The following is a 26,921-nucleotide window of genomic DNA, read 5'->3' as shown; positions in this document are numbered from 1 at the left end:
CCTCTAGATAAACCAATCTTCCTCATTTGGGTTACCAGCTTCCGCCAGCACCACCCCCACCGAAACTACCACCACCAAATCCACCGCTGCTTCCGCCACCAAAGCCACCATCATGACGATCAAAATCATGTGGATTAATATAGATTCCACCATTTTGATAATGACGCGATCTTGGACTCACATAAGTTCTACGCTTATGGCGCTCACTTAAAAAGACAACCAAAAAGAAAAACGCAACCATTAACAGCGGAATAAAATCATATCGCTCTTCTTCAGCCAGTTGTTCTGGTTTAAATTCTCCTTGACTAGCCGCAATAATATATTTTAAGCCTTCAGCAATCCCTGTTGCATAACGATTCTCTTTAAATGCTGGCGTAATTACTTGGCGAATCACTTTACCTAAAAAAGCATCTGGTAAAGCCCCTTCTAAACCTTGCCCCGTAGCAATAAAAATCTTACGATCGTTTTTTGCAATCAGCATTAAAACGCCATTATTTAACTGCTTACGCCCAATTCCCCAACGATCGCCTAATCTAAATGCATAATCAGCAATTTCAACATCACCTGTGGAAGGAATCATTACCACCGCAATTTGTGAACTTGTCTTTTGACTATATGCCACTAATTGTTGCTCAATCGCTTGTTGCTGCTGTTGCGTTAATGTATGCGTATAATCATTTACATAGCGAAAAGGTTGTGGTGGTTCTGGATAAGTTGCTCCCCAACTTAATACCGGAAAAAATAACCAAAATAGCAAAAAATAAGCATACTTTCTCATTTAATCACCACTTCATTTGGTAATTCATTACGATCATTTTCTTGATATGGAAAATGTAACGCTAAACGCTCTCCAATCAATGCAATCGCACTCACAATTCCTTCGGTATATTGTTTTTGTTTTGCTGCCGCAATGATCAAGTCGCACGCTTGCTGCCAAAAGCCATCTTCAACATGATGATCGATACCTTGATCACCAATAATTGCACATTGCTTCGATTGAAAAGCGAGATAAATTAATACCCCATTTCGCTGTGCTGTTTTTTCCATTGCTAATTGTTGAAACAATTCCGTGGCTCTCTGTACACCAGAGATTTCGCGATCCGCAGGGAGTTTTCGTTCTACATAAACTCGCAATTCCGCCGAAGTTTGCAATTCTAAACGAGCAATCGCCCGCTCTACACGGGCTTTATCTATCGGTTGTTTGAATAACATAATGTTTTAATTTATTAGTTAAAATTGACTGTTGGTGCTTTTTCTGCTCCCGCATCTGCTTTGAAATAAGGTTTTTCATTAAATCCCAATAACATTGCCACTAATTTAGTTGGGAAAGTGCGGATTTTTTTATTATATACTTTAGCTGCTTCATTAAATGTATTACGAGCAACATTGATACGATTTTCAGTACCTTCTAATTGCGTTTGTAAGGTTAAAAATCCTTCGTTCGCTTTTAGTTCAGGATAGTTTTCTACAGTAGCCAATAAACGTGATAATGTAGAACCAACTTGATTTTGTTGTTGTTGAAATTGAGCTAATTGTTCTTCTGTCATATTCGCAGGATCAATTTTAATTTGTGTTGCTTTTGCTCTTGCTTCAACCACATTAGTTAATGTTTCTTTCTCAAAATTAGCTTGGCCTTTAACGGTATTAACTAAGTTTGGAATTAAATCTGCTCGACGTTGATATTGGGACTCAACATTCGCCCACACAGAATCAATATCTTCTTCCGCTTGCACCAAACTGTTATAACTTCCCATTACAGTGAACCCAAGAACAATCGCAACTAAAATCGCAATTAATGTACTTTTTTTCATATATTCCTCTTTATGATTGAATTAACAACGTCATAAAACGACATAGTCTGTTTAATAAAGCTATTTATTGTAATGCAATTTACTCACTGGCTAAACTTCTATCCGACTTAATGATGATTAATTGTGCGCTTATGCCTCTATTACTAAATAACAATTAATATTTGTGATTTGCTTCACAGATTTTAATGAAATTATCCACTCGGAAAGGAGTAGAATAGCCAAGCTCATTATCGCAATAACTTCAAGGAGAGAACAATGAGAACATTAAAGTTAAGTGTTTTGGCTATTTCTGCTGCATTAGCATTATCTGCTTGCAGTACACAGCAAAATGTTGAACAACAAGCTGCACAACGCTTAGTTGATCAAGCTACTTTTGGTGTGAACTGGGTTCAACAATCTGGTGAATATCAAGCTTTAGCTTATCAAGCCTTTAATATTGCTAAAGTAAGCTTTGATAAAGCCAAAGTACAAAAAGGGAAGAAAAAAGCAGTTGTTTCTGACCTAGATGAAACCTTATTAGATAATAGTGCTCATGCTGCATGGCAATCTAAAAATTTACAACCTTACACTAGTGAAGGTTGGACTAAATGGGTAAATGCACGCCAAACTGCCGCAGTGCCTGGTGCCGTAGAGTTTGCTAATTATGTAAATAACCATGGTGGTACCATGTTTTATGTGTCAAATCGTAAAGATAGTAATGAAAAAGCTGCAACTATTGATGATATGAAACGCCTTGGTTTTACTGGTGTTAATGATAAAACATTATTATTGAAGAAAGATAAATCAGCTAAATCTGCTCGCTTTGCAGAAATTGAAAAAATGGGTTATGAAATCGTGATGTATGTTGGCGATAATCTTAATGATTATGGTGATGCTACTTATCATAAACCAAATGCAGAACGTCGTCAGTTTGTCGCAGAAAATGAAAGCAAATTTGGTAAACAATATATTGTTTTACCAAATCCAAATTATGGTGACTGGGAAGGCGGTTTAGATCCTAACTATTTCAAAAAATCTGCTTCTGAACAACTAAAAATCCGTGAAGCAGCATTAAAAGCATGGGATGGTAAATAATCTTTTAGATTATTTTTGTATATCAGGTAGTGAATTATCAAGAATTCACTACCTTTATCTGTAGAAGATCAAACCTAATCTGACAGTCCCCATTTAAATTTAAATTATATCCTACTGATCACAAATGCCTTAAATAGCATTACTATTTAAGGCATTATCTGCCAAACTCTTTTTAAATCATTATTTAATTTAAATAAGTAAATACTCTTACAACTTTCTTAACACCATTGATAGTTCGCACCGCATCTACCGCAGCATTTGCTTGTGCTTGTGTCAAACGACCTAATAGATAAACGATACCATTTTCTGTCACGACTTTTACATCTGTCGCTTTCACATTACCATTCACAAAGAGTTTAGATTTTGCTTGAGTGGTAATCCAAGTGTCCTTGCTTGCTTGTGCAAAAGTGACTTTTGGTCCGATCTCAATTTGTTGATAAACATCGGCAATATCTTTCATACCTCGAGCAAGGTTAGTTGCAACCTCACGTAAATCTTCACTTGGCGCTTGTCCTACTAGCAACACTCTCGCATTATAAACAATCGCACTAATATGTGCTTGTTCATCAAGCTGTTTATCTTTACGTAATGCATCCGCAACACGCAATTCTAATGTTTGATCATCAATTTGAGTGCCAGTAGTACGTGGATCGGTAGCAACTTTAGTCGCTAATGCACCACCACCAAGAACTGCTGCGACACAGCCTTGTAATAAGAGGATAACCGCTAAGGTTGAACCTAATTTGATCAAGTTTTTCCACTGATGATTTTGCATCATTGCCTCCTTTATTGGGATTAATGAGAGAAAAGCGAAAAATCAATTAATTCGCATAAAGTATTAATAATAAATAAATGTTGTTCTAAAGTACGTACTTCTTTTTGCACTGGAACTGCGATGTTAATATCTTTTTCATCTAGCAGCCCATTTAGATGATCGCTTTTATCGCCTGTTAATGCAACCACTAAAATATCTTTTTCTTTTGCATTACGAATTAGTGAGAGCGAAATTTCTTCTGTATCTGGGGTCAAAACGACAAAAATATCGCCAGTTTGTATTAATGTATTAAACTGCTTTTGATATGCTTCTAATAAATTATTATCACTTAATAATGCTGCACCTACCGCACCATCTAATCCTAAATAAACTGCGGGAAAACTTGGACGTGCTAATTGGTAACGATTAATTAAGTTAGCAACAAAAAGTTGTGCATTGGCTGCAGAACGACCATAACCAAACACCACCATTTTATTACCACGTAATAGACATTGAGTTAATTCATTGGTCGTTTTTTCTAAGATTTCTGAAATAACGGCGGCAGTGGCTATATGCCCTTTAATGCTCTCTTCATATAATGCTTTTATTCGATCTAACATAAAATCAACCATTGAATTCAATAAAATTTTTTAACCATGTTAATTGATGTTGAGTGCCATCATAAGCGATCACATCAAATCGACAATCTACGGTATCTAAACTCTCTGCAAATTGACTTAACCATAAATTTGCCGCATTAATCCATTTCTGCTGTTTACGCCAAGAAACACTCTCTACGGCTGAGCCAAATTTATCACTCTTACGCTGACGCACTTCAACAAACACTATCGTTTGCCGATCTCGCATAATGAGATCAAGTTCACCACATTTAAATACCTGATTTGCAGCAATAAATACTAAACCTTTTTGTTCTAAAAAACGGCGAGCTTGTTGTTCAAACTCGCCGCCTTGTTTTCTTGGTTGGAATAACGCCATTATTTAGTTAATTGTCTTAATATTGCCGTTATCGTATTGCATCCAAGTCATTGCGCGCTCAATATTACAGCCATCGCCTGCGCTCAATACGCCAGTAAGCCCATTAATTGTGAAGCCTGGAATTTGACGCATTTCAGCAAATTTGTTAATCAACATCCAAGCATCAGCTCCCATTGCATATAAACGGAGTAATGAATAATCCCCATTCGCGAGTTTTAATGCTTGTTGATAGCTTGCTGAATTTATATCGCTTAAGAACGGAATATCACTAAATTTTACGCCATTCATTGTTAAACGATAATCTGGACCATTATTGGCTGAATTACTACGTGACATAGTATAAATCGCAATGTCATGTGCATCAGAATTATCTAATGCAGTTTTGATCTCTTGTAATTGTTGGCTATCCGCAACAACATAAATTGCATTCACTTTTCCTGACATAGTCGCATTTTTAATATTTGCTAAAATATCATCCACTAAATTGTAGTAGTAAGTGTTAGCATCTGTGCCGGCTAAACTTTGCCATTTCGCATTAAATGCAGAAGAACTACGCTGACCTAAATCATTTTGTGGTACAAACACAATCGGGTTAGTTTCGCCGTCATTCCACATTTTTACTGCTGCTGATTGCGCTTCATCTTCTGGTGATAAACCATAATAACAAACACCTTGTAATGGACGCATACTTGGTGCAGTATTTAAGGTTAAAACGCTTAATCCTTGCATTGCATTACTATTTAATAACGACTCTACATTATCCTTTAATAAAGGACCAACAACTGCTTGCGCACCTTCTTGTTTTGCTTGATTAACTAAATCCGCAACCGGTGTTCCCGCCATCGTATCATATGCTTTTACAATAATTGGTGAATTACCATGTGCATCATTAAACCCTTGTTGGATAATTTTACCGATAAGCTCTCCATTACCACTTAACGGAAGCAATAATGCAACTTGTTGGATCTTTAAATCTTCAAAGTTAACTACGCCGCGTAAATCGGTTGGTAATAGGAATGCTGCTGGGTGGTTGGTATATATTGTTTTCCAATTTTGGATTGCGAAACGCATTTGATCTGGTTGAGAAATATGATCATTATAAACTTTAGCTAAATCTACCCAGCCTTTTAATGTCGCATCATTTGGATCAACGATTAAGCTATTTAGCATATTTTTATCTAAACGTCTTAATAAGCGCCAAATTATATCGTTATTTTGTTGTTTACGCTGCATATCACTAATGAAGCGATCCATTTGCACATGCGCATTAACTGCCCCCATTGTATCTAGGCTATTTTCTGCAACCTGTGCTAATACATCATAATAGCGTACTTTTTGTGAATTACTTAAACTATTGATATCTAATGTATTAAGTAACCCAGTTGCATTACTATTATCATGCTGTGCAGCAAATAATCTCGCTTTTAAGAGTGAAGCATCTAGTTGTTGAGGCTTATCCAATGCTTTGAGAGAAGAGAGTAAACTTTCCGCCCGAGCTACTTTGTTTTCACTTAATAAAGCACGCACTGCCAATAATTGGTAATTTGTGCGTTCTTCTTCATCTTGACTACTGTTGGCTTTATCTAAATAAAAATCTGAACTTGCGTAAGCATCATTTTGCAACATCGAATTACCTGAAGTAATTAATGAACTACAACCTGCGATGCTAAACATCACAAAAAAAATCAGTAAAAGATTTTTTAAATTCATTCGTTGTAATAGAATGTTTAACATATTCATCCCTATGATAATTTGAACTATCATGACAAAAGAAAACCGCTCAACTTACTGTTGAGCACCTGTGAAATCTTACTTATCTATTAGTTTAAAAGCAAATAAAAGACTTAATTATGAGCAATTTATTTGGCACATTGTATATTGTTGCTACACCAATCGGAAATTTAAATGATATTAGCCAACGTGCGTTGGATATTTTAACTCAAGTTGATCTTATTGCGGCAGAGGATACTCGCCATAGTGGATTGTTACTCAATCATTATGCGATTAAAAAACCTTTATTCGCTCTACACGACCACAACGAACAGCAAAAAGCTACTTTATTGATTGAGAAATTACAGCAAGGTATCAATATTGCGTTAATTTCTGACGCGGGCACACCTCTAATTAGCGATCCAGGTTTTCATCTCGTCAGAGCTTGTCGTCAAGCTGAAATTCAAGTTGTACCTATTCCTGGCTGCTGTGCTGCAATTACTGCATTATCTGCTGCGGGAATTGCCTCTAATCGCTTTTGTTTTGAAGGTTTTTTGCCAGCTAAAAGTAAGGCTCGCCAAGATCGTTTAACCGAATTAAAAACAGAAGCTCGAACCTTAATTTTTTATGAATCAACTCACCGAATTTTGGATACATTACAAGATATGTTGTTGATCTTTGGTGAAGATCGTTACCTGGTCATGGCACGTGAGTTAACAAAAACATGGGAAACTATTTATGGTAACACGCTAGCTGAATTAATTACTTGGTTAAAGCAAGATGCTAATCGCTGTAAAGGGGAAATTGTCCTTGTAGTGGAAGGTGCTCCTGAATTAGATAAATCTAATTTTAGTGAGCAGGCTCTTCTCAGCTTACGATTAATCAGCCAAGAATTACCATTAAAAAAAGCAGCAGCGATTGTTGCCGAAGTTTATGGTTATAAAAAGAATGCACTCTATCAATATGGCTTAGATCATTTTACGACTGAGCGTTAATCACAGAGAAAGGAATTATTATGTATCGTCATCACTATCTTGAAATGCAAGAACATTACCTTTATGTGCCATATTTTGATCATATGCGCCGGGTACGTGTTCTTTTGCCAAAAAACTACCATCAAAAAGAATGGCAACGTTATCCTGTACTCTATATGCACGATGGACAGAATGTCTTTTATAGCAAAGAGTCCTATTCTGGTTATTCATGGAAAATTATTCCTACCATCAAACATCACAAGGAATTTCCCAAAATGATCATTGTTGGTATTGATAATGCTGGGACTGAACGCCTTGATGAATATGCCCCTTGGAATACAGACGTTGGTTCGCCTGATATGCGACACATCGGTGGACTTGGTATGCAGTATGGACAATGGGTTGTTGAAGTGGTTAAACCTTTTATTGACCAACATTATCGGACATTACCTGAACGTGAACATACCCTGTTAGCAGGTAGCTCAATGGGTGGGATTATTACTGCCTATATGGGTGCCGCTTACCCGCATATCTTTGGGCATTTAGGCGTCTTTTCTCTAGCCTCTTGGTTTAGTGAATCAGCCTTTCTTGACTTTATTCATCATCATCCACTTGATCAAGCAACAAAAGTATTTATTCAAGTTGGGACTAAAGAGGGAGATGATGCCGATGCACAATTTATTTCTAATATGAATCAAGCTTATATCGACTGTACTTTACGTTATTATCAAGCGTTAATTCGCGGCGGGCATCCACTAGATAATATCTGTTTACGTTTAATGGCAAATGAAATCCACCATGAAAAACATTGGGCTGATCATTTTGTTGAATTCTTACAGTTTGCATTTTTTAAAGAGTAGATAATGATTTTTATACGTTTATTTTTAGTTGGCTTAATATTATTTATTGCTCTTTTTTGCTTTATTCCCGTTGTGATGGCTTTTGACGCAGGAATCAAATTATGGAATAGCCTTTTTTTCATTGGATATATACTCTTTTTTGGTTCCATTTTACTCTTGGTTGTGTTACCAGAGAATATATTAACGCCAAAATTATATCTTAGGATCTGTACTACTGGCTTTGTTATTCCACCATTGTTATTTTTTATTTTACTAATGCTTCCAAATTCCTAAACGATAGATTTATTGCTGCTGGCGTTTTATCATAGTAATCTCAAATTAATTCACTGAGATAACCTTATGGAATATATCTTTACCAGCATCTTTCCCGTATTTGGGTTGATATTAATTGGCTATTTCTTTAAACGTATTTCCTTTCCATCGCATGAGTTTTGGCCTCTGGCAGATAAACTCACCTATTTTATATTAATGCCCTCGCTATTAATTATTGAGCTAACCAATGCAAAATTTTCACCCGATAGTTTGAATTTAATCTTAGTTGTATTGTTATCGCTATTTGCCACTTTACTCGCCTTAATTCTGATTAATCTTCTGTTTAAAACGAGTAACGCATCTTTTACTTCTATCGTGCAAGGTGTCATCCGTTTTAATACCTATGTTTTTTTAGCATTGGCAAGTGCTTTATTTGGCAGCGAAGGGTTAGTGTTAAGTGCGATTATTCTTACCGTAGCGATTCCTTTTGTGAATGTCTGTTGTGTGACGATTTTTGCTTTCTATTCTGATAACAATAAACTTGGTTTCAACTATCTTATTAAATCAATTATCAAGAATCCTCTTATTATCGCTTGTTGGGGCAGCGATCAATCTATCTGGATTAGGAATGCCGGTCAGTCTAGAAAATTTATTAAAGATTCTAAGCAAAGCCGTATTACCACTTGGATTACTTTCTATTGGTTATGCGTTAGTGATTCGGGACTTAAATAGTTCAAAAGGTGATCTATTTATCAGTTCACTTGCAAAATTTATTCTATTACCATTTTTTATGTATCTGTTTGCCCGATGCTTTGATCTCAGTCCATTAATGCAAGCAACGTTAGTCTTGTTTGGTATTATGCCTACCGCTCCCAGCGCTTTTATTCTTGCTCGACAACTTGGTGGAAATTTACCATTAATGACTAGTATTATTACTACGCAAACTTTAGTCACTGTGATTTGGATTGTGTTGTTTTTGCAGCTTTTTGTGTGAGTTACCGTAATAAAAAGCTAGCAAGCTCTTTTTAGAGTTAACCAAACCTAAAATTAATCACAAATCTTAATAAAGGCTTAATGGGTCCCCCTCTCACACTTGCCCGAATGCAAATAAGATTGTCAGGCAAAAAAAGTGATCATTTTTCGAACATAGTGAGAAAAATCTCTGTTTTTTGCCGCCCGGAAAATCTTATTGGAATGAGGAGCAGCAAGTGTGCGAGGGTGTGTTTCTTTTGCTTCATTTTCTTTACACAAGTAAAGAAAATGAAGTCGCCCTTTAGGGCGAAACCTAAATGATCGTTAAAGAAAAATATTAAATAGATTTTATCCTAAAACTAAAAAAGGGCTTATTAGCCCTTTTCCCTTAAATAATACCTTGCTCTTCTAGTTTTCCTAAGAAAAACGGCATTTGCACTTTCCACCAAGGCCAATCATGATCAACATCATGCCCCCAAAAATCGAACCATGCTGGAACTCCTTTGTGCTGGAAAGCTTCTTGCAAACGTGCTGTATCTGCAATATGTTGCTCTTCCCAAGCCCCTTGTCCTACGGCAACAATATAGTGATTTTGACGATAACGATCTAAAAACCAGCTATCATATTGTCCCCATAGATAATCAATCGGAGAGTTAAAATAGACCACTTCATCACCATAAAATTCTCCGGTGAAGAAACGTGCATCATATACACCACTTAACGCAATTGCGGTATCAAACAGATCAGGATGACGTAAGGCAAAATTAATCGTATGAAATGCCCCCATGCTACACCCTGTTGCAATCATTGCTTCATACCAGTTCGATTCATAACGAATCAAAGGTACCAATTCATTGACAATATAACGATCATAAGCATTATGTGCTAATGCCATATCATGACCTGATTTATTTGGGGCTAACCAAGACTCTTTATCTAAAGAGTCTGGGGTATAGAATTTCACTAATCCACGATCAATAAATGAACGGCACGCTTCAATCATCCCAAAATCACCATACTCATTTTGGCTACCGCCTGATGATGGGAACACAATAATTGGCTTCCCTGCATGTCCATAAACATTGAAATACATTTCCCGCCCAAGTTCACCACTCCAATGGCTTCTTCTTTCAAAATGCATAATCCTCTCCTTACTGTTTAGCGTGTGCAAATTGAATAATTTCACGCATTTGTTCTATGGTTTCAGTACGTGCCAAAATACCTTCTTCCCCCATAATTTTAGCAAAAATACCTGGCACATTTTGCACACTAATAATATTGCCACTAAAGCGTTCACAGATAGCTTGCGTTGAATTCACATAATTTTTATTGGCTTTACGTGAAATATAAACCACATTCCAAGGGTGAGTAATCTGGGAGTAGAATTTATTCTCTTTAACGATATGTGCATATTCATTAAATACATCAAAATCATTAGCATAGTTCCACATATCAATCGTTAAACCACCTGGTGGACGGCAGTTAATTTCTAATGGCATTAATTCGTTTGTTTTTTTCACACGGAAAAATTCAAAGTGGAAAAAACGTTCACGCACTTTAAACGCTTCAACACACTGTTTACCTAACTCTACCAATTCAGGGGAAATTTCGCGCGGTACGTAATAGAACATATCGCCATCTTTCTCAACTGTATCTAATACCGCTTCGGAATACTCAAGGCTCGCATAAAAAACAATATTGCCATTAATATCAGCCAGTCCATCAAAGGTAACAATATCACCGTCAATAAACTCTTCCATGATGTATTCAACATTTAGATTTTTATAACCAAAAAATGCCTCTAACTCTTCACTAGATTTAATTTTATAAGTGTCGCTTGCACCAACACCTGAATTCGGTTTAATAATCACTGGGAAATTTAATTCTTTTGCCAAATCGCGAGCATCTTGATCATCTTTGAATACACGACCTTTTGCTACCTTTAACCCTGCGACACGAAAAATTTCTTTCATTTGTGATTTGGTTTTAATTGCGTGCATATCTTCATTTTTATAACCAAACACATTGAAATCTGTACGTAGTTTAGCGTCTAACTCTAACCAATATTCATTATGTGATTCAATACGATCAATACGACCATATTTATGGGCAAAATAACCAACGGCACGATAAACCTGATCATAATCTTCCATATTATCGACACGATAATATTCCGTTAAGGCATTACGTAATCCCTCACTTAAAGATTCATATGGCGCATCTGCAATCCCTAATGTATGAAAGCCGTTTTCCCGCAATCTAACCGCAAACGTTTCAAAATTCATTGGAAAATGTGGTGAAATCATCACAAAATTTAACGGTCTTGACATTCAATTTCCCTCAAAATAAAAGTTGATAATTGTGTTGTGCATAAGATCGTAAGATCCGCTGTTTATTTTGCCATAAATTCTATTTTTTTGTGCAGAAAAGATCCGTATAAAAATAGTCAAAACTGATAATTTAAAGTAGAATAAGCGCCTTTTCATCTAAACCACACAAAAAGCGAGAATTATGTCAACACAATTTGTTTATACCATGCATCGCGTGAGCAAAGTTGTGCCGCCGAAGCGTCAAATTTTAAAAGATATCTCTTTAAGCTTTTTTCCAGGTGCCAAAATTGGTGTATTAGGCTTAAATGGTGCTGGAAAATCTACACTATTACGGATTATGGCTGGCGTAGATAAAGAGTTTGAAGGTGAAGCGCGTCCACAACCCGGTATTAAGATTGGTTATTTACCACAAGAGCCGAAGTTATCTCCACAGCAAACTGTACGTGAAGCTATCGAAGAAGCTGTTGCAGAGGTAAAAAGTGCATTAACGCGTTTAGATGAAGTTTATGCGTTATATGCCGATCCTGATGCTGATTTTGACAAGTTAGCTGCTGAACAAGCTAAATTAGAAGCAATTATCCAAGCACATGATGGGCATAACTTACAAAACCAATTAGAACGTGCTGCCGACGCATTACGCTTACCTGATTGGGACAGTAAAATTGAACATCTTTCTGGGGGTGAACGTCGTCGTGTTGCACTTTGCCGTTTACTATTAGAAAAACCAGATATGCTATTACTCGATGAACCAACTAACCACTTAGATGCTGAATCAGTTGCTTGGTTAGAACGTTTCTTGCACGATTACGAAGGTACTGTGGTTGCTATTACCCACGACCGTTATTTCTTAGATAACGTTGCTGGTTGGATTTTAGAGTTAGACCGTGGTGAAGGTATTCCATGGCAAGGTAACTACTCTTCTTGGTTGGAACAAAAAGAGAAACGTCTTGCACAAGAAGCTGTAACAGAATCAGCTCGTCAAAAATCAATTGAGAAAGAGCTTGAATGGGTACGCCAAAATCCAAAAGGTCGCCAAGCGAAAAGTAAGGCACGTATGGCGCGTTTTGAAGAACTTAACTCTAGCGAATACCAAAAACGTAATGAAACCAACGAACTCTTTATTCCGCCTGGCCCACGTTTAGGGGATAAAGTGATTGAAGTAGTAAATTTATCTAAATCATACGGTGATCGTACATTAATTGATGATCTCTCTTTCAGTATTCCGAAAGGGGCAATCGTTGGGATTATTGGGGCGAATGGTGCAGGTAAATCAACCTTATTTAGAATGTTATCAGGTCAAGAACAACCAGATAGCGGGTCAATTACGTTAGGTGATACGGTAGTGCTCTCTTCTGTTGAACAATTTAGAGATAATATGGACAACAGCAAGACCGTTTGGGAAGAAGTTTCTGGTGGATTAGATATTATGAAAATCGGTAACTTTGAAATTCCGAGCCGTGCTTATGTTGGGCGTTTTAACTTTAAAGGCGTAGATCAACAAAAACGTGTTGGCGAACTTTCAGGGGGTGAGCGTGGCCGTTTACATCTTGCTAAGTTATTGCAACGTGGTGGGAACGTGTTGTTACTCGATGAACCAACCAATGATCTTGATGTTGAAACCTTACGTGCTTTAGAAAATGCGATTTTAGAATTCCCTGGTTGTGTGATGGTAATTTCGCACGACCGTTGGTTCTTAGACCGTATTGCCACTCACATTTTAGATTACGGTGATGAAGGAAAAGTCACTTTCTATGAAGGTAACTTCACTGACTATGAAGAGTGGAAGAAGAAAACCTTTGGTGCCGATGCAGTACAACCAAAGCGGATTAAATATAAACGTATTACTAAGTAATCCTAATTGATAAAAAATCCTGTTGTTTAATTGAATAACAGGATTTTTTACTCTCTTCCTTTTATGATTTCCTCTCTTATTTTCTGCTTTTTTATGCTAGAATCTGCAACCGTTTTTGTTCATCTATATTTGGATATATTGGAGAAAATATGAAAGTTTTAGAAGGTCAAGTTGCTGCACCAAATGCCAAAATTGCAGTGGTGATCGCTCGTTTTAATAGTTTTATTAATGATAGTTTATTAGAAGGCGCGCTTGATGCCTTAACCCGTATTGGGCAAGTAAAAGATGAAAATATTACTATTGTAAAAGCACCAGGTGCTTATGAATTACCTCTTGTGGCTCGCCGTCTTGCTTCCAGCAAAAAATTTGATGCAATTGTTGCATTAGGTACGGTGATCCGCGGAGGTACAGCACACTTTGAATATGTGGCTGGTGAAGCAAGCAGCGGTCTTGGTCAAGTTGCTATGCAAGCAGAAATTCCTGTTGCTTTTGGTGTACTCACTACTGAAAACATTGAACAAGCGATTGAACGCGCTGGTACTAAAGCAGGAAATAAAGGGGCTGAAGCTGCATTAGTAGCTTTAGAAATGGTTAACTTATTAGCTCAAATTTCAGAATAATGACTCAACAAGCAAAACCAACAAAACGTCGTCGTGCTCGTGAATGTACAGTTCAAGCACTTTATTCTTGGTTTGTATCACAAAATACACCTGAAAAAGTTGAACTAGATTTCATCACTGATGAAGATATGAAAGGCGTGGATTTGCCTTATTTTCGTAAATTATTCCGTGAAACAGTGAATAATATTGATACCATTGAACAACTCTTTAGTCCGTATTTGGATCGTTCTATTGATGAATTAGGTACGATTGAGCGTGCTATCCTCTCAGCGGCAACTTATGAATTAAAATTTGCCCCAGATGTCCCTTATAAAGTTGTCATCAATGAGGCCATTGAAGTAGCAAAAACTTTTGGTGCAGAAGACAGCCACAAATATATTAATGGCGTATTAGATAAACTCGCACCACAACTTGGCCGTAAATAATCTTGGCGTATATTCACCTTATCTTGCAAAAGATAAGGTGATCTCAACAAAGGATGTGAGAATATGACAGGTAATGGCGAATTCGATATTATTCGGCGTTATTTTGCTTCCTCAACTCGTCAGCCACGGCGAGATGTTTGGTTATCAATCGGTGATGATTGTGCAATTACTGAAATCAAACCAAACCGCCGCCTCGCTATGACAACGGATACCTTAGTCGAAGGTACACATTTTCTACCGACTATTTCCCCAGCTGATCTTGCCTATAAAGCTGTTGCGGTCAATTTAAGCGATTTAGCTGCAATGGGTGCTGAACCAGCATGGATTAGTCTGGCATTAACCATGCCCAAAATTGATCACCAATGGCTTGAACAATTTAGTCAAAGTTTCTTTGCTATTCTTGATCACTATAATGTTGATTTAATCGGTGGTGATACTACTCGCGGTTTGTTATCTCTCACTATTACTGCACACGGTTTAGTCGCAAAAGAAAAAATTTTATGCCGACATACTGCAAAAGTAGGCGATTGGATTTATGTATCTGGTACCTTAGGTGATAGTGCAGCCGGACTTGATCTTCTATTAAACAATACACCTATTGAAAATGAGGAACAGCGTTATCTATTACAACGCCACTTACGCCCTACACCGCGTGTATTAATGGGAATGGAATTAGCAGGAATCGCTAATGCGGCAATCGATCTCTCTGATGGCTTGATTTCAGATTTACAACACATTTTAGATCGCAGTCAGTGTGGTGCGGTGATTGAATTAGATCAGTTGCCTTTATCACCACAGCTCCTAAGCCAATACTCCTTAGCACAAGCACAGCAATTTGCCTTAGCTGGCGGTGAAGATTATGAATTATGCTTCACTGTTGCGGAACAGCAGCGTGAAAAAATGGAGCGTACTTTACGTTATCTCGGCGTTCCATACCAATGTATTGGACAAATTCGTGCTAATAAACAATTACAATTTATGCAAAATAATAAACCAGTAGAGGTAGCAGTTTCCCATGGCTTTGACCACTTCAGCGAAAAATAATCATGCGGCATTGCAAAAAACTAAATTAACTAATCCTATTCATTTCCTTGCTCTCGGCTTTGGTTCAGGCTTAATTTACCCTGCACCGGGGACTTGGGGAACATTAGCAGGATTAATTACCGGCATTATTTTATTGCAATGGATTACTCCGCCAATTTTTTTAGTATGTACGCTAGTTGCTTTCTTATTGGGTATTTATCTTTGCGGAAAAACAGCAGAAGATATGCAAGTTCACGATCATGGTAGTATTGTATGGGATGAAATTGTCGCAATTTGGTTAGTGCTTAGTGCATTACCTGATTACTCTTGGATGTGGTATTTAGCTGCATTTGTGTTATTCCGTTTGTTTGATATTCTCAAACCAATGCCTATTCGCTATTTTGATCGTAAATTAAAAACCGGCTTTGGTATTATGTTCGATGATTTACTTGCAGCAGTTTACGCCATTCTTGTGCTGCTACTTTGTCAGTGGATGTTATAAAAGGATTTAAATATGTTGTGGAATATTATGATTGTTCATCTATTAGGCTTGATGACCCCCGGCCCTGACTTTTTTTATGTCAGCCGTACTGCAGCCAGTAATTCACGAAAAAGCGCTATTTGTGCAGTAATTGGCATTACGATAGGTGTTGCCTTTTGGGCAACTTCTGCGTTATTAGGTTTAGCCATTATTTTTGCTACCAGCCAGCTTTGGCATGGTGTGGTAGTGTTACTTGGTGGTGCTTATTTAAGTTATATTGGCTACAAAATGCTAAATGTACGAGCTAATGTCACGTTTGATCAGGATAACTCACATCCTACTGCCCCAGCAGTTAGCTCAATTAAACAAGAAATCTTAAAAGGGTTATTGGTTAATCTTTCTAATGCAAAAGTGGTAATCTATTTTAGTAGTGTGCTTTCTCTGTATTTAGCCAATGTTAATGGTATTCAACATATCTTAGCCGTATTGGCCGTGATCTTGTTAGAAACTTTCTGTTATTTCTATGTGATTTCACTCCTCTTTTCTCGACCTATCGCTAAGCGCTTTTATAGTAAATATAGCCGTTGGTTAGATAATGCTGCTGGTATTGTATTTCTTGCTTTCGGTCTTTATTTAGTTTACTCAGGTATCCAGTACCTACTTTAATAAATCCTTTAAATTTTTCTTCATTGCCTGGATTTGTGATTCATATAAGACCTTGCTCTCTTGCTCATCAATCATATACATAATGGTTTGCGACAAGGTCATTTTCATTTTGCGGGAATAACGAGAAAGGCGATGCCAAACAGCATAATCAAGATCAATCGATTTCTTTTTCGTTGTTTGTTTTTCTGCATTAAAAAAGCGCTTACGTTTTGCACGAATCGCCTGATCAAGTTTAATTACTAAATCTGGCGACATATGGGTTTCAATCCACTGTTTAACATCATCTGTCTGATGTTCTAACTTTGTGAGCTGCTGAATTTTATCTTCCGCCATACTTTGCTCAAGATAACGAGTGATATTAATTCCCTCTCGTGCTTTACGTGTTAAGTAAAGCCATTTCCAATGCGTTTCTTGATTGTCGAGTTTTTGGTAGCGCATAATAACCTCACAAAGTTAAAGTCGTTTAACCGCAAAATCAGATCGGTGATTTAGCTTTATCCTAGAAGCTAACTAAATAAATCACTCGATCATTATTTCTTACAGTGACAAGGTAACTCGATGATTATAGAGTTTTTTTTGCGCTTAAGCTATTTCTCTGCTAACTAAAATTTATAGCCCGATCAATTTATCACGCAAAATTCCTAACCATTCACGTAACACTAATCCTGATTGATAAAAGCTCACTGGCTGCGGCACAAATTTCAGCAAGCCACTACTTGAGGCACGCTGACTTAATATTGGTGCAGGTAATACTTCAAAACCTTGACGCTGGAAAGCAGCACTCGCGCGGCGCATATGCCATTCATTAGTGACTAAAATCACACGCTGAATGTGTTGCCCATCAACGCTTTGATCAAATAATTTACGCAAATACATTGCGTTCTGTTCGGTAGTATTAGATTTATTATCTAACCATTTTGCTTCAATTTGGAAAAAACGTTGTAACTCACTACCCATCACTTTGGCTTCATTATCAACACCACCACTGATGGCTATTGGTAATCCTGTCTTTTGATGTAAATAAACCGCATAACGCATTCTTTCTAACGGAAGCGCTGCGGTAGTGGAATAAGATTCTGGATAGTCGCTATACCGTAATCCACCACCAAGAACAACAATTACTTGCCCTTGCTGATAAATTTCTGGATTAGGACGCTCTAACGCAATCGAATGAATTAACAAATTTGAAAAAAATGGGGTACTAATCAGATAACCAACAACTAGAGATAGACCTAACATCGCTTTTGCCGTTTTCTGAAAACGCGTAAATAATAAGATAAAGGCCAATAACCCTAATAAGATTAAATTAAAAGGCGGTAAAATTGCCGCCTCAACGACTTTTTTCAGGATAACTTCAAACATTTTGTTTATCTTGATCTAATTTTGCTTGCTGACGTAACTGTTCTGCAACTAAGCGTATCGCTTCACCACTACTCACACCTTGCTGCATAAGCTGTTGAATTTTTTCTACTGCTTGTTGTTGCTGTTCATGCGTTAAATTTAATGTATCTAGCATAACTTTTGCTCTCAATCGTTAAAAAAACAATTTGCGACCTTGATATAACACTTTTTCTAAGATGTTGCTTGCACTTTCTTCTGCTTGTTTACCCAATTTTTGGGCAAGCGATTTTTTCGCACAATATTTCACTAACAAGACATCTTTCTCTGTTATTGCCTGCAAGATAACATCATCACTGGTTTTTATTTTATCAATAAGGCCCAAACCTAAAGCTTGTTTGCCAAACCAATGTTCTCCTGTTGCTACTTGTTCAATTTCTACTTGTGGACGGTGTTCAGCAACAAATTGTTTAAATAATTGGTGAGTTTCTTCTAATTCTTGTTGGAATTTTTGTTTACCTTTTTCAGTATTTTCACCTAATACCGTTACAGTGCGCTTATATTCTCCCGCAGTCATCACATCCACATCGACATCATGCTTTTTCAATAAACGATGAATATTTGGGACTTGAGCTACAACGCCGATCGAACCAATAATCGCAAATGGTGCTGCAATGATCTTATTCGCTACGCAAGCCATCATATATCCACCACTGGCTGCGACTTTATCTACCGCAATGGTTAATGGAATATTATGATCGCGTAAACGTTGTAATTGCGATGCCGCAAATCCATATCCATGTACTACTCCGCCCGGACTTTCTAAACGTAATAACACTTCATCTTTATCAGGACGTGCTACGGCTAAAATGGCATTTAATTCTTCACGTAACGCGTTAGCGGCATTGGCTTGAATATCACCATTAAAATCCACCACAAATAAGCACGGCTTTTGCTGAGAAAACAGATCTTGATCTTGTTGCTCTGTTACTGATTTTTCTGCTTGTTTTGCTTTTTTCTTTGCTGCTTTTGCTTCTGCTTTTTCTTGTTTTTTTCGACTTTTCGCTAACTGCTTTGCTTGTTGCTCATCTAAGCGAAACTCTTTCAATAATTGTTGTTGATCTTCATACTGTGCATTCAAATTAGTAATCCGCAATTCGCCTGCTTTACCTTGATTTTTCTGCTTCAACATCACAATAATGGCGAAAATCACCCCAATCACTACAACTAATGTGATAAGTTCTAAAATAAACACACTATAATTGATGAAAATATCTGACCACATAACCTTGGTTCCTTACGCTGTTATCTTCTCTCAAAGCGGCTTATGATACTCGATTTTTCCTTTTTATTCATTAATCAATCACATTATGCAGATTAATCCCAATAAAAATGCCAACATACGTTTTCTTTCATATGTTGGCATTCATTCTGCTGAATTGGTCCTTAGCGCTGGGCTAATTTTGCAATCTCAATAATCACTTGAGTTGCTTGCTGCATTTCGTGCAAACTGGCTAATTCATGCTTGCTATGAAAATTATAAGCCCCAGTAAATAAATTTGGACAAGCAATTCCATTAGCGGATAACCATGCCCCATCTGTTCCGCCACGGATAATCTTCCGTTTTGGCACAATCCCACAATTTTTCATAGCTAACTCAGCCACTTCAATACTTTGCGGCACCTTAGAAACGGCATTAGACATATTGTAATAACTGTCTTCAATCGTAATGAATACCCGATCTGCAAGTTGATGCGTTTGAATAAATTGTTCTACTAATTGTGTTAATAAATTCTTACGTTGGATAAAGCCATCTTCACTAAAATCACGAATGAGATACTTCATTTCACAGTGTGCAATATCACCCGTAATACTATCCAAATGGAAAAAACCCTCACGATCCGCAGTATGCTCTGGCACTTCTGTGACAGGTAATAATTGATGAAATTGACAAGCTAATGCCAACGCATTGATTAATTTATCTTTTGCATATCCTAAATGAATTGATTCGCCTTTAAAGCTAATCGTTGCTGTCGCTGCATTAAAGTTTTCAAATTCAACCTCACCAACACCGCTACCATCAATGGTATAAGCCCAATCACAACAGAACTGTTCGATTGGAAAATATTGCATACCCGCCCCGATCTCTTCGTCAGGCGTAAAGGCTACTCGAATATTCACACGCGGTAATCGATAACTAATAATAGTCGCTAATGCTGTCATAATTTCGGCAATACCAGCTTTATTATCTGCTCCTAACAACGTCGTGCCATCAGTTACGATCAAGGTATGTCCAACCAACTTTTGTAAAAAAGGCGAAGTCACTGGGCTAATAAATTCTTCTCCTAAACCTAAAGCAATATCACCACCACGATATTCTTGGATCACTTCTGGTTTAACATCTTTACTCTTAACACCGGGATAAGTATCCAAGTGGGCAATCAATCCAATCGTTGTATGATTTCCCGGAATATTTGATGGCAACAAAGCCGTTACGACACCATGGGAATTCATCTCAACTTGAGCCAGCCCTAATCCTTTTAATTCATCTCTTAAATACTCAGCTAATAACCATTGTCCACGGCTACTTGGTGAGTGTTTCACGCCTTCTTTGGACTGAGTATCAAAGCTGATATAGTTTAAAAAACGATCTAATAAGGCATTTCGCAATGTTTGTTCTGAGTACATCTTATTTCCCATTATTTGCTAAAAAGTTCATACTAAATTCAGGCATAAAATGCTATCATATCTGCTGTTTCACAATATGATATAAATCAACACCTTTGGTGAAATTTAGCGTTAAAACTTCGTTAAATTTCATCTATTTTTTTAAAATCCTAAAAAAATTTTTAATATAGGCTTTTAATTATTAGGGGATCACTATATCATTGCGAATTTCTTGTAGATGTAATTCTCGTGGGTATGTGAATTTATTGACTTAGGAGGAAAAACAAAGCTAGTGGAAAATCCAGTACAACAAAAGCCAATTATTGAACTACAATCTGTAACCAAATCTTATGATGGCAAAACTATCATTAAAGATATTAATCTTACTATCAATAATGGTGAATTCTTAACTATTTTGGGGCCTTCTGGCTGTGGTAAAACCACTATTTTACGCTTAATTGCAGGTTTTGAAGAAGTTAATGCTGGACGCATTATTTTAGATGGGCAAGATATTACTTCTATTCCCGCAGAACAACGCAATATTAATACCGTGTTCCAAAGCTATGCGCTATTCCCACATATGACAATTTTTGAAAATGTGGCGTTTGGTTTGCGTATGCAAAAAGTACCGAATGAGGAAATTAAACCTCGCGTTCTTGAAGCGTTAAGAATGGTTCAATTAGAAGAGTTCGCAGATCGTAAACCTGCACAACTTTCAGGTGGTCAACAACAACGTGTCGCGATTGCACGTGCGGTGGTAAATAAACCAAAAGTTCTCTTACTGGACGAATCCCTTTCTGCATTAGATTATAAACTTCGTCAACAAATGCAGAACGAATTAAAGGCTTTACAACGTCAACTTGGGATTACCTTTATTTTCGTTACACACGATCAAGAAGAAGCATTAACTATGTCTGATCGTATTATTGTGTTGCGTCAAGGTAAAATCGAACAAGACGGTACACCTCGCGAAATTTACGAAGATCCGAAAAGTTTATTTGTGGCGAAATTTATTGGTGAAATCAATATTTTTGACGCTACTGTGTTACAACGCATTGATGAAAAACGGGTACAAGCTAATGTTGAAGGGCGTATCTGTGAGATCTATGTAACTCGTCCTGTCACTCAAGGACAAAAATTAAAAGTATTACTTCGTCCTGAAGATATCCGTATTGAAGAAGTTCATGACAAAGAGGCTCATGAAGGCTTAATTGGTTATGTTTGTGAACGTAACTATAAAGGAATGACTTTGGAATCAACCGTACAATTAGAGTGCGGTAAACGGGTACTGGTAAGCGAATTTTTCAATGAAGATGATCCTGATGTTGATCACTCTTTAAATCAAAAAGTCGCAATAACTTGGGTTGAAAGCTGGGAAGTGGTACTTGACGATGATGAAGATAACAACGCGTAAATTTCAAAACTTTACTGTCGCCATCATCTTTGCATGGCTAATATTCTTTGTATTAGTACCGAATGTGTTGGTACTAATTACAAGTTTTTTAACTAGAGATAGCAGTAATTTAGTGGAATTTACTTTCTCACTAGATAGCTATAAACGCTTAATTGAGCCACTCTATGCACAAGTATTATGGAATTCCCTCTATATGTCGGGAATTGCCACTATTATTTGTCTAATTATTGGTTACCCATTTGCGTTTATGATTGCCAAAATGCGTCCTGCGTTTCGTCCAATTATGTTGTTTTTGGTAATTTTACCATTCTGGACAAACTCATTAATTCGTATTTATGGTATGAAAATCTTTCTTGGGGTAAAAGGGGTATTAAATAATACATTGTTATGGCTAGGCATCATTGATACACCGATTCGGATTTTAAATACCGAAGTAGCGGTTATCATTGGTTTAGTTTATATCCTATTACCATTTATGATTCTGCCACTCTACTCTTCTATTGAGAAGCTGGATCAACGCTTATTAGAAGCAGCGAAAGATTTAGGGGCAAATGCGTTTCAACGTTTTGTGAAGATTATTATTCCATTAACAATGCCAGGTATTATTGCTGGGTGTTTGTTAGTACTTTTACCAGCAATGGGAATGTTCTATGTCGCTGATTTACTTGGTGGTGCGAAAGTTCTATTAGTCGGTAACGTTATTAAGAGTGAATTCTTAATTGCACGTAACTGGCCATTTGGTTCTTCAATCAGTATTGCATTAACCATTTTAATGGCACTTTTATTATTCATTTACTACCGTGCAGGTAAATTATTTAACAAGAAATCGGAGTTGGAATAATGCGCAAAACATTACGTAATCTCTTTTTATTTTTGGTTTATGCCTACTTGTATATTCCGATTGTTATTTTGGTGATTAACTCTTTCAATTTAGATCGCTATGGTCTTTCTTGGAAAGGATTTAGCCTCAACTGGTATGAACGTCTTGCCAATAACAATACGTTATTACAAGCGGCTTTCCACTCAGTAACTATTGCTTTTTTTGCTGCAACCGTAGCTACCTTAATTGGTTTATTGACGGCGATTGCACTTTATCGCTATCAATTTAAAGGCAAAAAATTTGTGGGTGGGATGTTATTTATTGTGATGATGTCACCAGATATCGTGATGGCAGTATCTTTATTAGCCTTATTTATGCTAGTAGGTATTTCATTAGGTTTCTGGTCACTTCTATTTGCGCACGTGACTTTCTGCTTACCTTATGTGGTTGTGGCTGTATTCTCACGCTTAAAAGGTTTTGACGTAAAAATGTTAGAAGCAGCACGTGATCTTGGGGCAAGTGAAACTACAATTTTACGCAAAATCATTGTGCCTTTAGCGTTACCAGCAATTATTTCAAGTTGGTTATTAAGTTTTACCATCTCATTAGATGATGTGGTGGTATCTTCATTTGTTACTGGTGTAAGTTATGAAGTATTACCATTGAAGATTTTCTCTTTGGTAAAAACTGGGGTAACACCTGAAGTGAATGCATTGGCAACCATTATGATTATCTTCTCTTTAACGTTGGTCATCTTAAGCCAACTTATTGCAAGAAAAGATAAAGCCTAAATTCATCATTCACAATGTATTATCTATAAAGAAAAACACCTACTGCAAGATGATCATCTAACAGTAGGTGTTTTATTTTGTCTTACTTCCCTTTAAATGTTCTGATAAAAAACTTTATTATTGCAACAATAATGGGTATCCATAATAAGATAGTTAAGCCAGGATATTCCACCATCGCTGCCAACATACCGAAGACAAATACAATTAATTGCAAAAATCTACAGAAACAAAGAATACAGCTTATTTTTAACCTTATTTGCCATAATAGCTCCCCATCATAAAAAGGGTCATTGATAAAAAACACTCTGAATCATACTATGATTTAGCGAGTTTCGTATTCTTTTTATAGGGGGAAAACATAAACTACTGCACAATTCATGTTACATCTATTATCTTTAATATTATTTCTCTTTAATTTGCTTCAATAGATTTTTTCCCCTAATATTCACTCTTGTTACTTTAGACATAAATATAGTAGATAAATAATAGTTATGAATATTTTGCATATCTATATTGTGATATAAATCTATTTAATAGAAATTTTCAGATTAAATCGTATTTATTAGGATTAATGGTTGCCTTATTGGTTAACTGTTTATACAATGGCTTTCCTTGTCTGATGTGTTTTCCTAACACGTTATCCATCAACAAGTACCTACAAAAATCATTTTGATTTTTATATCCGCTTGGCTTTGGTCGAGCTATGGCTTTAATTAACTATAACGGAGAATTTTGTGAAAAAAATCACTACTTTATTAGGTATTAGTACGCTTGCTCTTGGTATTCATGCGGTTGCTCATGCAGAGGGTGATACCGTTTATCTTTATACTTGGACAGAATATGTACCTGACGGTTTATTGGATGAATTCACCAAAGAAACTGGTATTAAAGTAAACGTGTCTAGTCTTGAATCCAATGAGACTATGTATGCTAAATTAAAAACTTTAGGTGATAGTGCGACTTATGATGTTATCGCACCATCTAACTACTTCGTATCTAAAATGGCAAAAGAAGGAATGCTAATGCCTTTAGATCATAGTAAATTGCCTGTGATTAAAGATCTCGACCCAGATATGTTGAATAAGCCTTATGATCCAGGTAATAAATATTCTCTTCCACAACTTTTAGGTGCACCTGAAATTGTATTCAATACTGACACCTATAAAGCAGAGCAATTTAAATCTTGGGCAGATCTTTGGAAGCCTGAATTTAAAGGAAAAGTACAATTATTAGATGACGCTCGCGAAGTATTTAATATTGCTTTATTAAAACTTGGTGAAGATCCAAATACTAAAGATCCTGCCGTCATCAAAAAAGCATACGAAGAGTTATTAAAATTACGTCCAAACGTATTGGCATTTACTTCTGACAACCCAGCAAATTCATTTATTGCCGGTGAAGTTGAATTAGGTCAATTATGGAATGGTTCTGTTCGTATTGCGAAAAAAGAAGGTGCGCCAGTGAATGCCGTGTATCCAAAAGAAGGCCCTGTATTATGGGTTGATACATTAGCAATTCCAAAAACTTCTAAAAACCCAGAAGCTGCACACAAATTAATTAACTATTTATTAAGTCCTAAAGTCGCTGCTCGTTTAGCAACTGAAATTGGTTATCCAACGACTAACCTTAAAGCGAAAGCTATGTTGCCAAAAGAGATTACTGAAGATCCTAGTATCTATCCACCTGCGGATGTGCTAAAAAACAGCTACTGGCAAGACGATGTTGGTGATGCAATTCAATATTATGAAAACTATTACCAACAACTAAAAGCAGCTGAATAATCTATTTATTCTCTGTCACATTTATCTAATGCACCCTCTTTTTAGAGGGTGTATTGTTTGTAAGACAATTAATTTTTCACTGAAAGTTATCAACAATAAAAATAAGAATAAAAAATGAAAAAACAGAATACGACTTTTTTAATCCTTGGCATCATTATGATTGGTGTCGTTTTACGGATGCCCTTTACGGCGATTCCACCAATTTTACAAGAAATTGCCACTGAATTTTCTATTCCAATTAGTTCCTTAGGTATTTTAACGACATTGCCACTATTAATGTTTGCGTTAGTATCACCTTTCGCTGCACGCCTTGGACAAATTTTTGGTATTGAAAAACTCTTTGCCATCGTCTTGGTATTAATGATGATTGGTTCAACATTACGTATCTTTTCTTTACCACTTTTATTTGTAGGAACGCTAATTATCGGGCTAGGCATTGCCATATTAAATGTACTGCTACCAAGTGCAATTATGGCTAATTATCCAAGTCGCTTAGGAAAACTAACCTCACTCTATTCTTTAGCAATGACTTTCGCCACCATCATTGGTTCTTCATTAGCAATTCCAATTACTGAAATGAGTAATTGGCAAACAATGATTTTGATTTTATCCGCTATCTTATTAGTCGCTTTTATCATTTGGTTACCTAATGTTAAAAATAACCACTATTTAGAAAAACACCAAAATCATACTCAGCAAACTTCCCTATTCAAAAATAAATACACTTGGTGTTTAGTTATTTTTGGTGGTTTACAATCTCTTTATTTCTATACTACGTTAGCTTGGCTACCAACAATGGGACAACAAGCAGGGCTTTCAGCAAGCACAACTGGTTACCTATTAGGTATCTATATGTTGGTCACCATTCCTTTGATAATGTTTTTACCATCTGCTTTTATTCGTTGGTCCAAAGAAAAACGCCAAACCGTTATTGCAGGCTTTATGGGAATTTCATTTATCGGAATTGCGATGATGTTGCTTGATTACAATAGTTTTACCTATTGGCTACTCGTTAATATCTTCACTGGTTTAGCAGGGGGTGCTTTATTCCCTTATTTATTAACTATGTTATCTGTTAAAACAACCTCTCCAACTAATGCAGCACGATTATCTGGTATTGTACAATCCGGAGGCTATCTATTAGCAGCTTGTGGTCCGATTTTATTTGGCTATGGCTATGGTTTCTGGCATAGTTGGATACCGCAAACTTGGGTATTATTAATTTTAGTTGTCATTATGGCTATTGCTGCTTGGTTTGTTGAAAAAACAGATAAAATTATCTAATTTATTGCAGGAAATCGGCATTTTGC

Annotated in this window: 30 protein-coding genes; 16 read left to right on the top strand and 14 right to left on the bottom strand. The window is 36.6% G+C overall.

The window, feature by feature from the left end; genetic code table 11:
• Window positions 1-31: 31 nt before the first annotated feature.
• Genes QV06_RS01515 through QV06_RS01505 form a run of 3 tightly spaced genes read right to left on the bottom strand, consistent with a single transcriptional unit; the run spans window position 32 to window position 1,811 of the window.
• Complete coding sequence (locus QV06_RS01515) at window positions 32-778, bottom strand: TPM domain-containing protein (RefSeq protein ID WP_065236627.1); 747 nt, start codon at window positions 776-778, stop codon at window positions 32-34.
• Window positions 775-1,215, bottom strand: coding sequence for a TPM domain-containing protein (locus tag QV06_RS01510; RefSeq protein ID WP_065236626.1), 441 nt, complete (start codon window positions 1,213-1,215; stop codon window positions 775-777). The genes QV06_RS01515 and QV06_RS01510 overlap by 4 nt, the downstream gene beginning before the upstream one ends.
• Window positions 1,216-1,226: 11 nt before the next feature.
• On the bottom strand, window positions 1,227-1,811 hold the full coding sequence (locus QV06_RS01505) for a LemA family protein (RefSeq protein WP_065236625.1): 585 nt from the start codon (window positions 1,809-1,811) through the stop codon (window positions 1,227-1,229).
• Window positions 1,812-2,066: 255 nt separating this feature from the next.
• Between QV06_RS01505 and QV06_RS01500 the strand changes: the two genes are divergently transcribed.
• On the top strand, window positions 2,067-2,885 hold the full coding sequence (locus QV06_RS01500) for a 5'-nucleotidase, lipoprotein e(P4) family (protein ID WP_065236624.1): 819 nt from the start codon (window positions 2,067-2,069) through the stop codon (window positions 2,883-2,885).
• A gap of 184 nt (window positions 2,886-3,069) precedes the next feature.
• Here QV06_RS01500 and dolP read toward each other — a convergent pair whose 3' ends face one another.
• Genes dolP through QV06_RS01480 form a run of 4 tightly spaced genes read right to left on the bottom strand, consistent with a single transcriptional unit; the run spans window position 3,070 to window position 6,369 of the window.
• Complete coding sequence (gene dolP, locus QV06_RS01495) at window positions 3,070-3,660, bottom strand: division/outer membrane stress-associated lipid-binding lipoprotein (protein ID WP_065236623.1); 591 nt, start codon at window positions 3,658-3,660, stop codon at window positions 3,070-3,072.
• A gap of 20 nt (window positions 3,661-3,680) precedes the next feature.
• The gene (locus QV06_RS01490; RefSeq protein ID WP_065236622.1) at window positions 3,681-4,259 is read right to left on the bottom strand and encodes a D-sedoheptulose-7-phosphate isomerase; all 579 of its coding nucleotides are present in this window, start codon (window positions 4,257-4,259) and stop codon (window positions 3,681-3,683) included.
• 4 nt (window positions 4,260-4,263) lie between these two features.
• Complete coding sequence (locus QV06_RS01485; RefSeq protein ID WP_065236621.1) at window positions 4,264-4,635, bottom strand: YraN family protein; 372 nt, start codon at window positions 4,633-4,635, stop codon at window positions 4,264-4,266.
• A gap of 3 nt (window positions 4,636-4,638) precedes the next feature.
• Window positions 4,639-6,369 (bottom strand): penicillin-binding protein activator, encoded by a 1,731-nt coding sequence (locus tag QV06_RS01480; RefSeq protein WP_065236620.1) that lies wholly within the window; start codon window positions 6,367-6,369, stop codon window positions 4,639-4,641.
• 116 nt (window positions 6,370-6,485) lie between these two features.
• Here QV06_RS01480 and rsmI point away from each other — a divergent pair, with 116 nt between their 5' ends.
• The 4 genes from rsmI (at window position 6,486) to QV06_RS11810 (ending at window position 9,425) form a co-directional block, all read left to right on the top strand.
• On the top strand, window positions 6,486-7,340 hold the full coding sequence (gene rsmI, locus QV06_RS01475; protein ID WP_065236619.1) for a 16S rRNA (cytidine(1402)-2'-O)-methyltransferase: 855 nt from the start codon (window positions 6,486-6,488) through the stop codon (window positions 7,338-7,340).
• 20 nt (window positions 7,341-7,360) lie between these two features.
• A complete protein-coding gene (locus QV06_RS01470) occupies window positions 7,361-8,179 on the top strand; it encodes an alpha/beta hydrolase (RefSeq protein ID WP_065236618.1) in 819 nt (272 codons plus the stop codon).
• 339 nt (window positions 8,180-8,518) lie between these two features.
• Window positions 8,519-9,163 (top strand): AEC family transporter, encoded by a 645-nt coding sequence (locus QV06_RS11875; protein ID WP_245174222.1) that lies wholly within the window; start codon window positions 8,519-8,521, stop codon window positions 9,161-9,163.
• Window positions 9,060-9,425: an AEC family transporter gene (locus QV06_RS11810; protein WP_245174218.1), complete on the top strand. Its 366-nt coding sequence runs from the start codon at window positions 9,060-9,062 to the stop codon at window positions 9,423-9,425. Before QV06_RS11875 ends, QV06_RS11810 begins: the two co-directional genes overlap by 104 nt.
• 366 nt (window positions 9,426-9,791) lie before the next feature.
• Here the strand turns inward: QV06_RS11810 and QV06_RS01460 are convergent, their stop codons facing one another.
• Together QV06_RS01460 and QV06_RS01455 are read right to left on the bottom strand one after the other, a co-directional pair.
• Window positions 9,792-10,544: an esterase family protein gene (locus tag QV06_RS01460; protein WP_065236617.1), complete on the bottom strand. Its 753-nt coding sequence runs from the start codon at window positions 10,542-10,544 to the stop codon at window positions 9,792-9,794.
• Between the two features lie 10 nt (window positions 10,545-10,554).
• Complete coding sequence (locus tag QV06_RS01455; RefSeq protein ID WP_065236616.1) at window positions 10,555-11,733, bottom strand: ATP-grasp domain-containing protein; 1,179 nt, start codon at window positions 11,731-11,733, stop codon at window positions 10,555-10,557.
• A 181-nt stretch (window positions 11,734-11,914) separates the two neighbouring features.
• Between QV06_RS01455 and ettA the strand changes: the two genes are divergently transcribed.
• The 6 genes from ettA (at window position 11,915) to QV06_RS01425 (ending at window position 16,800) form a co-directional block, all read left to right on the top strand.
• A complete protein-coding gene (gene ettA / locus QV06_RS01450) occupies window positions 11,915-13,585 on the top strand; it encodes an energy-dependent translational throttle protein EttA (protein ID WP_065236615.1) in 1,671 nt (556 codons plus the stop codon).
• Between the two features lie 149 nt (window positions 13,586-13,734).
• Window positions 13,735-14,205, top strand: coding sequence for a 6,7-dimethyl-8-ribityllumazine synthase (gene ribH, locus QV06_RS01445; protein ID WP_065233507.1), 471 nt, complete (start codon window positions 13,735-13,737; stop codon window positions 14,203-14,205).
• Window positions 14,205-14,630, top strand: a complete 426-nt coding sequence (gene nusB / locus QV06_RS01440; RefSeq protein WP_065236614.1) for a transcription antitermination factor NusB — start codon at window positions 14,205-14,207, stop codon at window positions 14,628-14,630. Before ribH ends, nusB begins: the two co-directional genes overlap by 1 nt.
• Window positions 14,631-14,693: 63 nt before the next feature.
• A complete protein-coding gene (gene thiL, locus QV06_RS01435; protein ID WP_065236613.1) occupies window positions 14,694-15,674 on the top strand; it encodes a thiamine-phosphate kinase in 981 nt (326 codons plus the stop codon).
• Entirely contained in the window at window positions 15,646-16,155 is a 510-nt protein-coding gene (locus QV06_RS01430) for a phosphatidylglycerophosphatase A family protein (protein ID WP_065236612.1), read from the top strand. Before thiL ends, QV06_RS01430 begins: the two co-directional genes overlap by 29 nt.
• A 15-nt stretch (window positions 16,156-16,170) precedes the next feature.
• Window positions 16,171-16,800 (top strand): LysE family transporter, encoded by a 630-nt coding sequence (locus QV06_RS01425; RefSeq protein ID WP_209435867.1) that lies wholly within the window; start codon window positions 16,171-16,173, stop codon window positions 16,798-16,800.
• Here the strand turns inward: QV06_RS01425 and matP are convergent.
• The 5 genes from matP to pepT all read right to left on the bottom strand — a co-directional run bounded on the left by matP (window position 16,792) and on the right by pepT (window position 20,826).
• Complete coding sequence (matP, locus tag QV06_RS01420) at window positions 16,792-17,238, bottom strand: macrodomain Ter protein MatP (protein WP_065236610.1); 447 nt, start codon at window positions 17,236-17,238, stop codon at window positions 16,792-16,794. The two genes, QV06_RS01425 and matP, sit on opposite strands and share 9 nt — an antisense overlap.
• A gap of 171 nt (window positions 17,239-17,409) precedes the next feature.
• Window positions 17,410-18,162: a YdcF family protein gene (locus QV06_RS01415; protein ID WP_065236609.1), complete on the bottom strand. Its 753-nt coding sequence runs from the start codon at window positions 18,160-18,162 to the stop codon at window positions 17,410-17,412.
• Window positions 18,155-18,316: a YoaH family protein gene (locus QV06_RS11415; RefSeq protein WP_082985011.1), complete on the bottom strand. Its 162-nt coding sequence runs from the start codon at window positions 18,314-18,316 to the stop codon at window positions 18,155-18,157. Before QV06_RS11415 ends, QV06_RS01415 begins: the two co-directional genes overlap by 8 nt.
• Before the next feature lie 18 nt (window positions 18,317-18,334).
• On the bottom strand, window positions 18,335-19,423 hold the full coding sequence (sohB, locus tag QV06_RS01410; protein ID WP_065236608.1) for a protease SohB: 1,089 nt from the start codon (window positions 19,421-19,423) through the stop codon (window positions 18,335-18,337).
• Between the two features lie 161 nt (window positions 19,424-19,584).
• Window positions 19,585-20,826, bottom strand: coding sequence for a peptidase T (gene pepT / locus QV06_RS01405; RefSeq protein ID WP_065236607.1), 1,242 nt, complete (start codon window positions 20,824-20,826; stop codon window positions 19,585-19,587).
• Window positions 20,827-21,097: 271 nt separating this feature from the next.
• Between pepT and potA the strand changes: the two genes are divergently transcribed.
• The 5 genes from potA (at window position 21,098) to QV06_RS01380 (ending at window position 26,895) form a co-directional block, all read left to right on the top strand.
• Window positions 21,098-22,219 (top strand): spermidine/putrescine ABC transporter ATP-binding protein PotA, encoded by a 1,122-nt coding sequence (gene potA / locus QV06_RS01400; RefSeq protein ID WP_065233516.1) that lies wholly within the window; start codon window positions 21,098-21,100, stop codon window positions 22,217-22,219.
• Entirely contained in the window at window positions 22,200-23,060 is an 861-nt protein-coding gene (gene potB, locus QV06_RS01395) for a spermidine/putrescine ABC transporter permease PotB (RefSeq protein ID WP_065233546.1), read from the top strand. The genes potA and potB overlap by 20 nt, the downstream gene beginning before the upstream one ends.
• Window positions 23,060-23,830 carry a spermidine/putrescine ABC transporter permease PotC gene (gene potC / locus QV06_RS01390; RefSeq protein ID WP_065233517.1) on the top strand — a complete coding sequence of 257 codons (771 nt, stop codon included), beginning with the start codon at window positions 23,060-23,062 and terminating at the stop codon, window positions 23,828-23,830. Before potB ends, potC begins: the two co-directional genes overlap by 1 nt.
• Before the next feature lie 761 nt (window positions 23,831-24,591).
• Window positions 24,592-25,611: an extracellular solute-binding protein gene (locus tag QV06_RS01385; RefSeq protein ID WP_245174220.1), complete on the top strand. Its 1,020-nt coding sequence runs from the start codon at window positions 24,592-24,594 to the stop codon at window positions 25,609-25,611.
• 114 nt (window positions 25,612-25,725) lie between these two features.
• Entirely contained in the window at window positions 25,726-26,895 is a 1,170-nt protein-coding gene (locus tag QV06_RS01380) for an MFS transporter (RefSeq protein WP_065236605.1), read from the top strand.
• Window positions 26,896-26,921 lie beyond the last annotated feature (26 nt).

This window comes from Gallibacterium genomosp. 3, from assembly GCF_001678475.1.
In the GTDB taxonomy this organism is placed as follows: domain Bacteria; phylum Pseudomonadota; class Gammaproteobacteria; order Enterobacterales; family Pasteurellaceae; genus Gallibacterium; species Gallibacterium faecale.
This window is presented reverse-complemented; position numbering and strand designations above follow the sequence as displayed.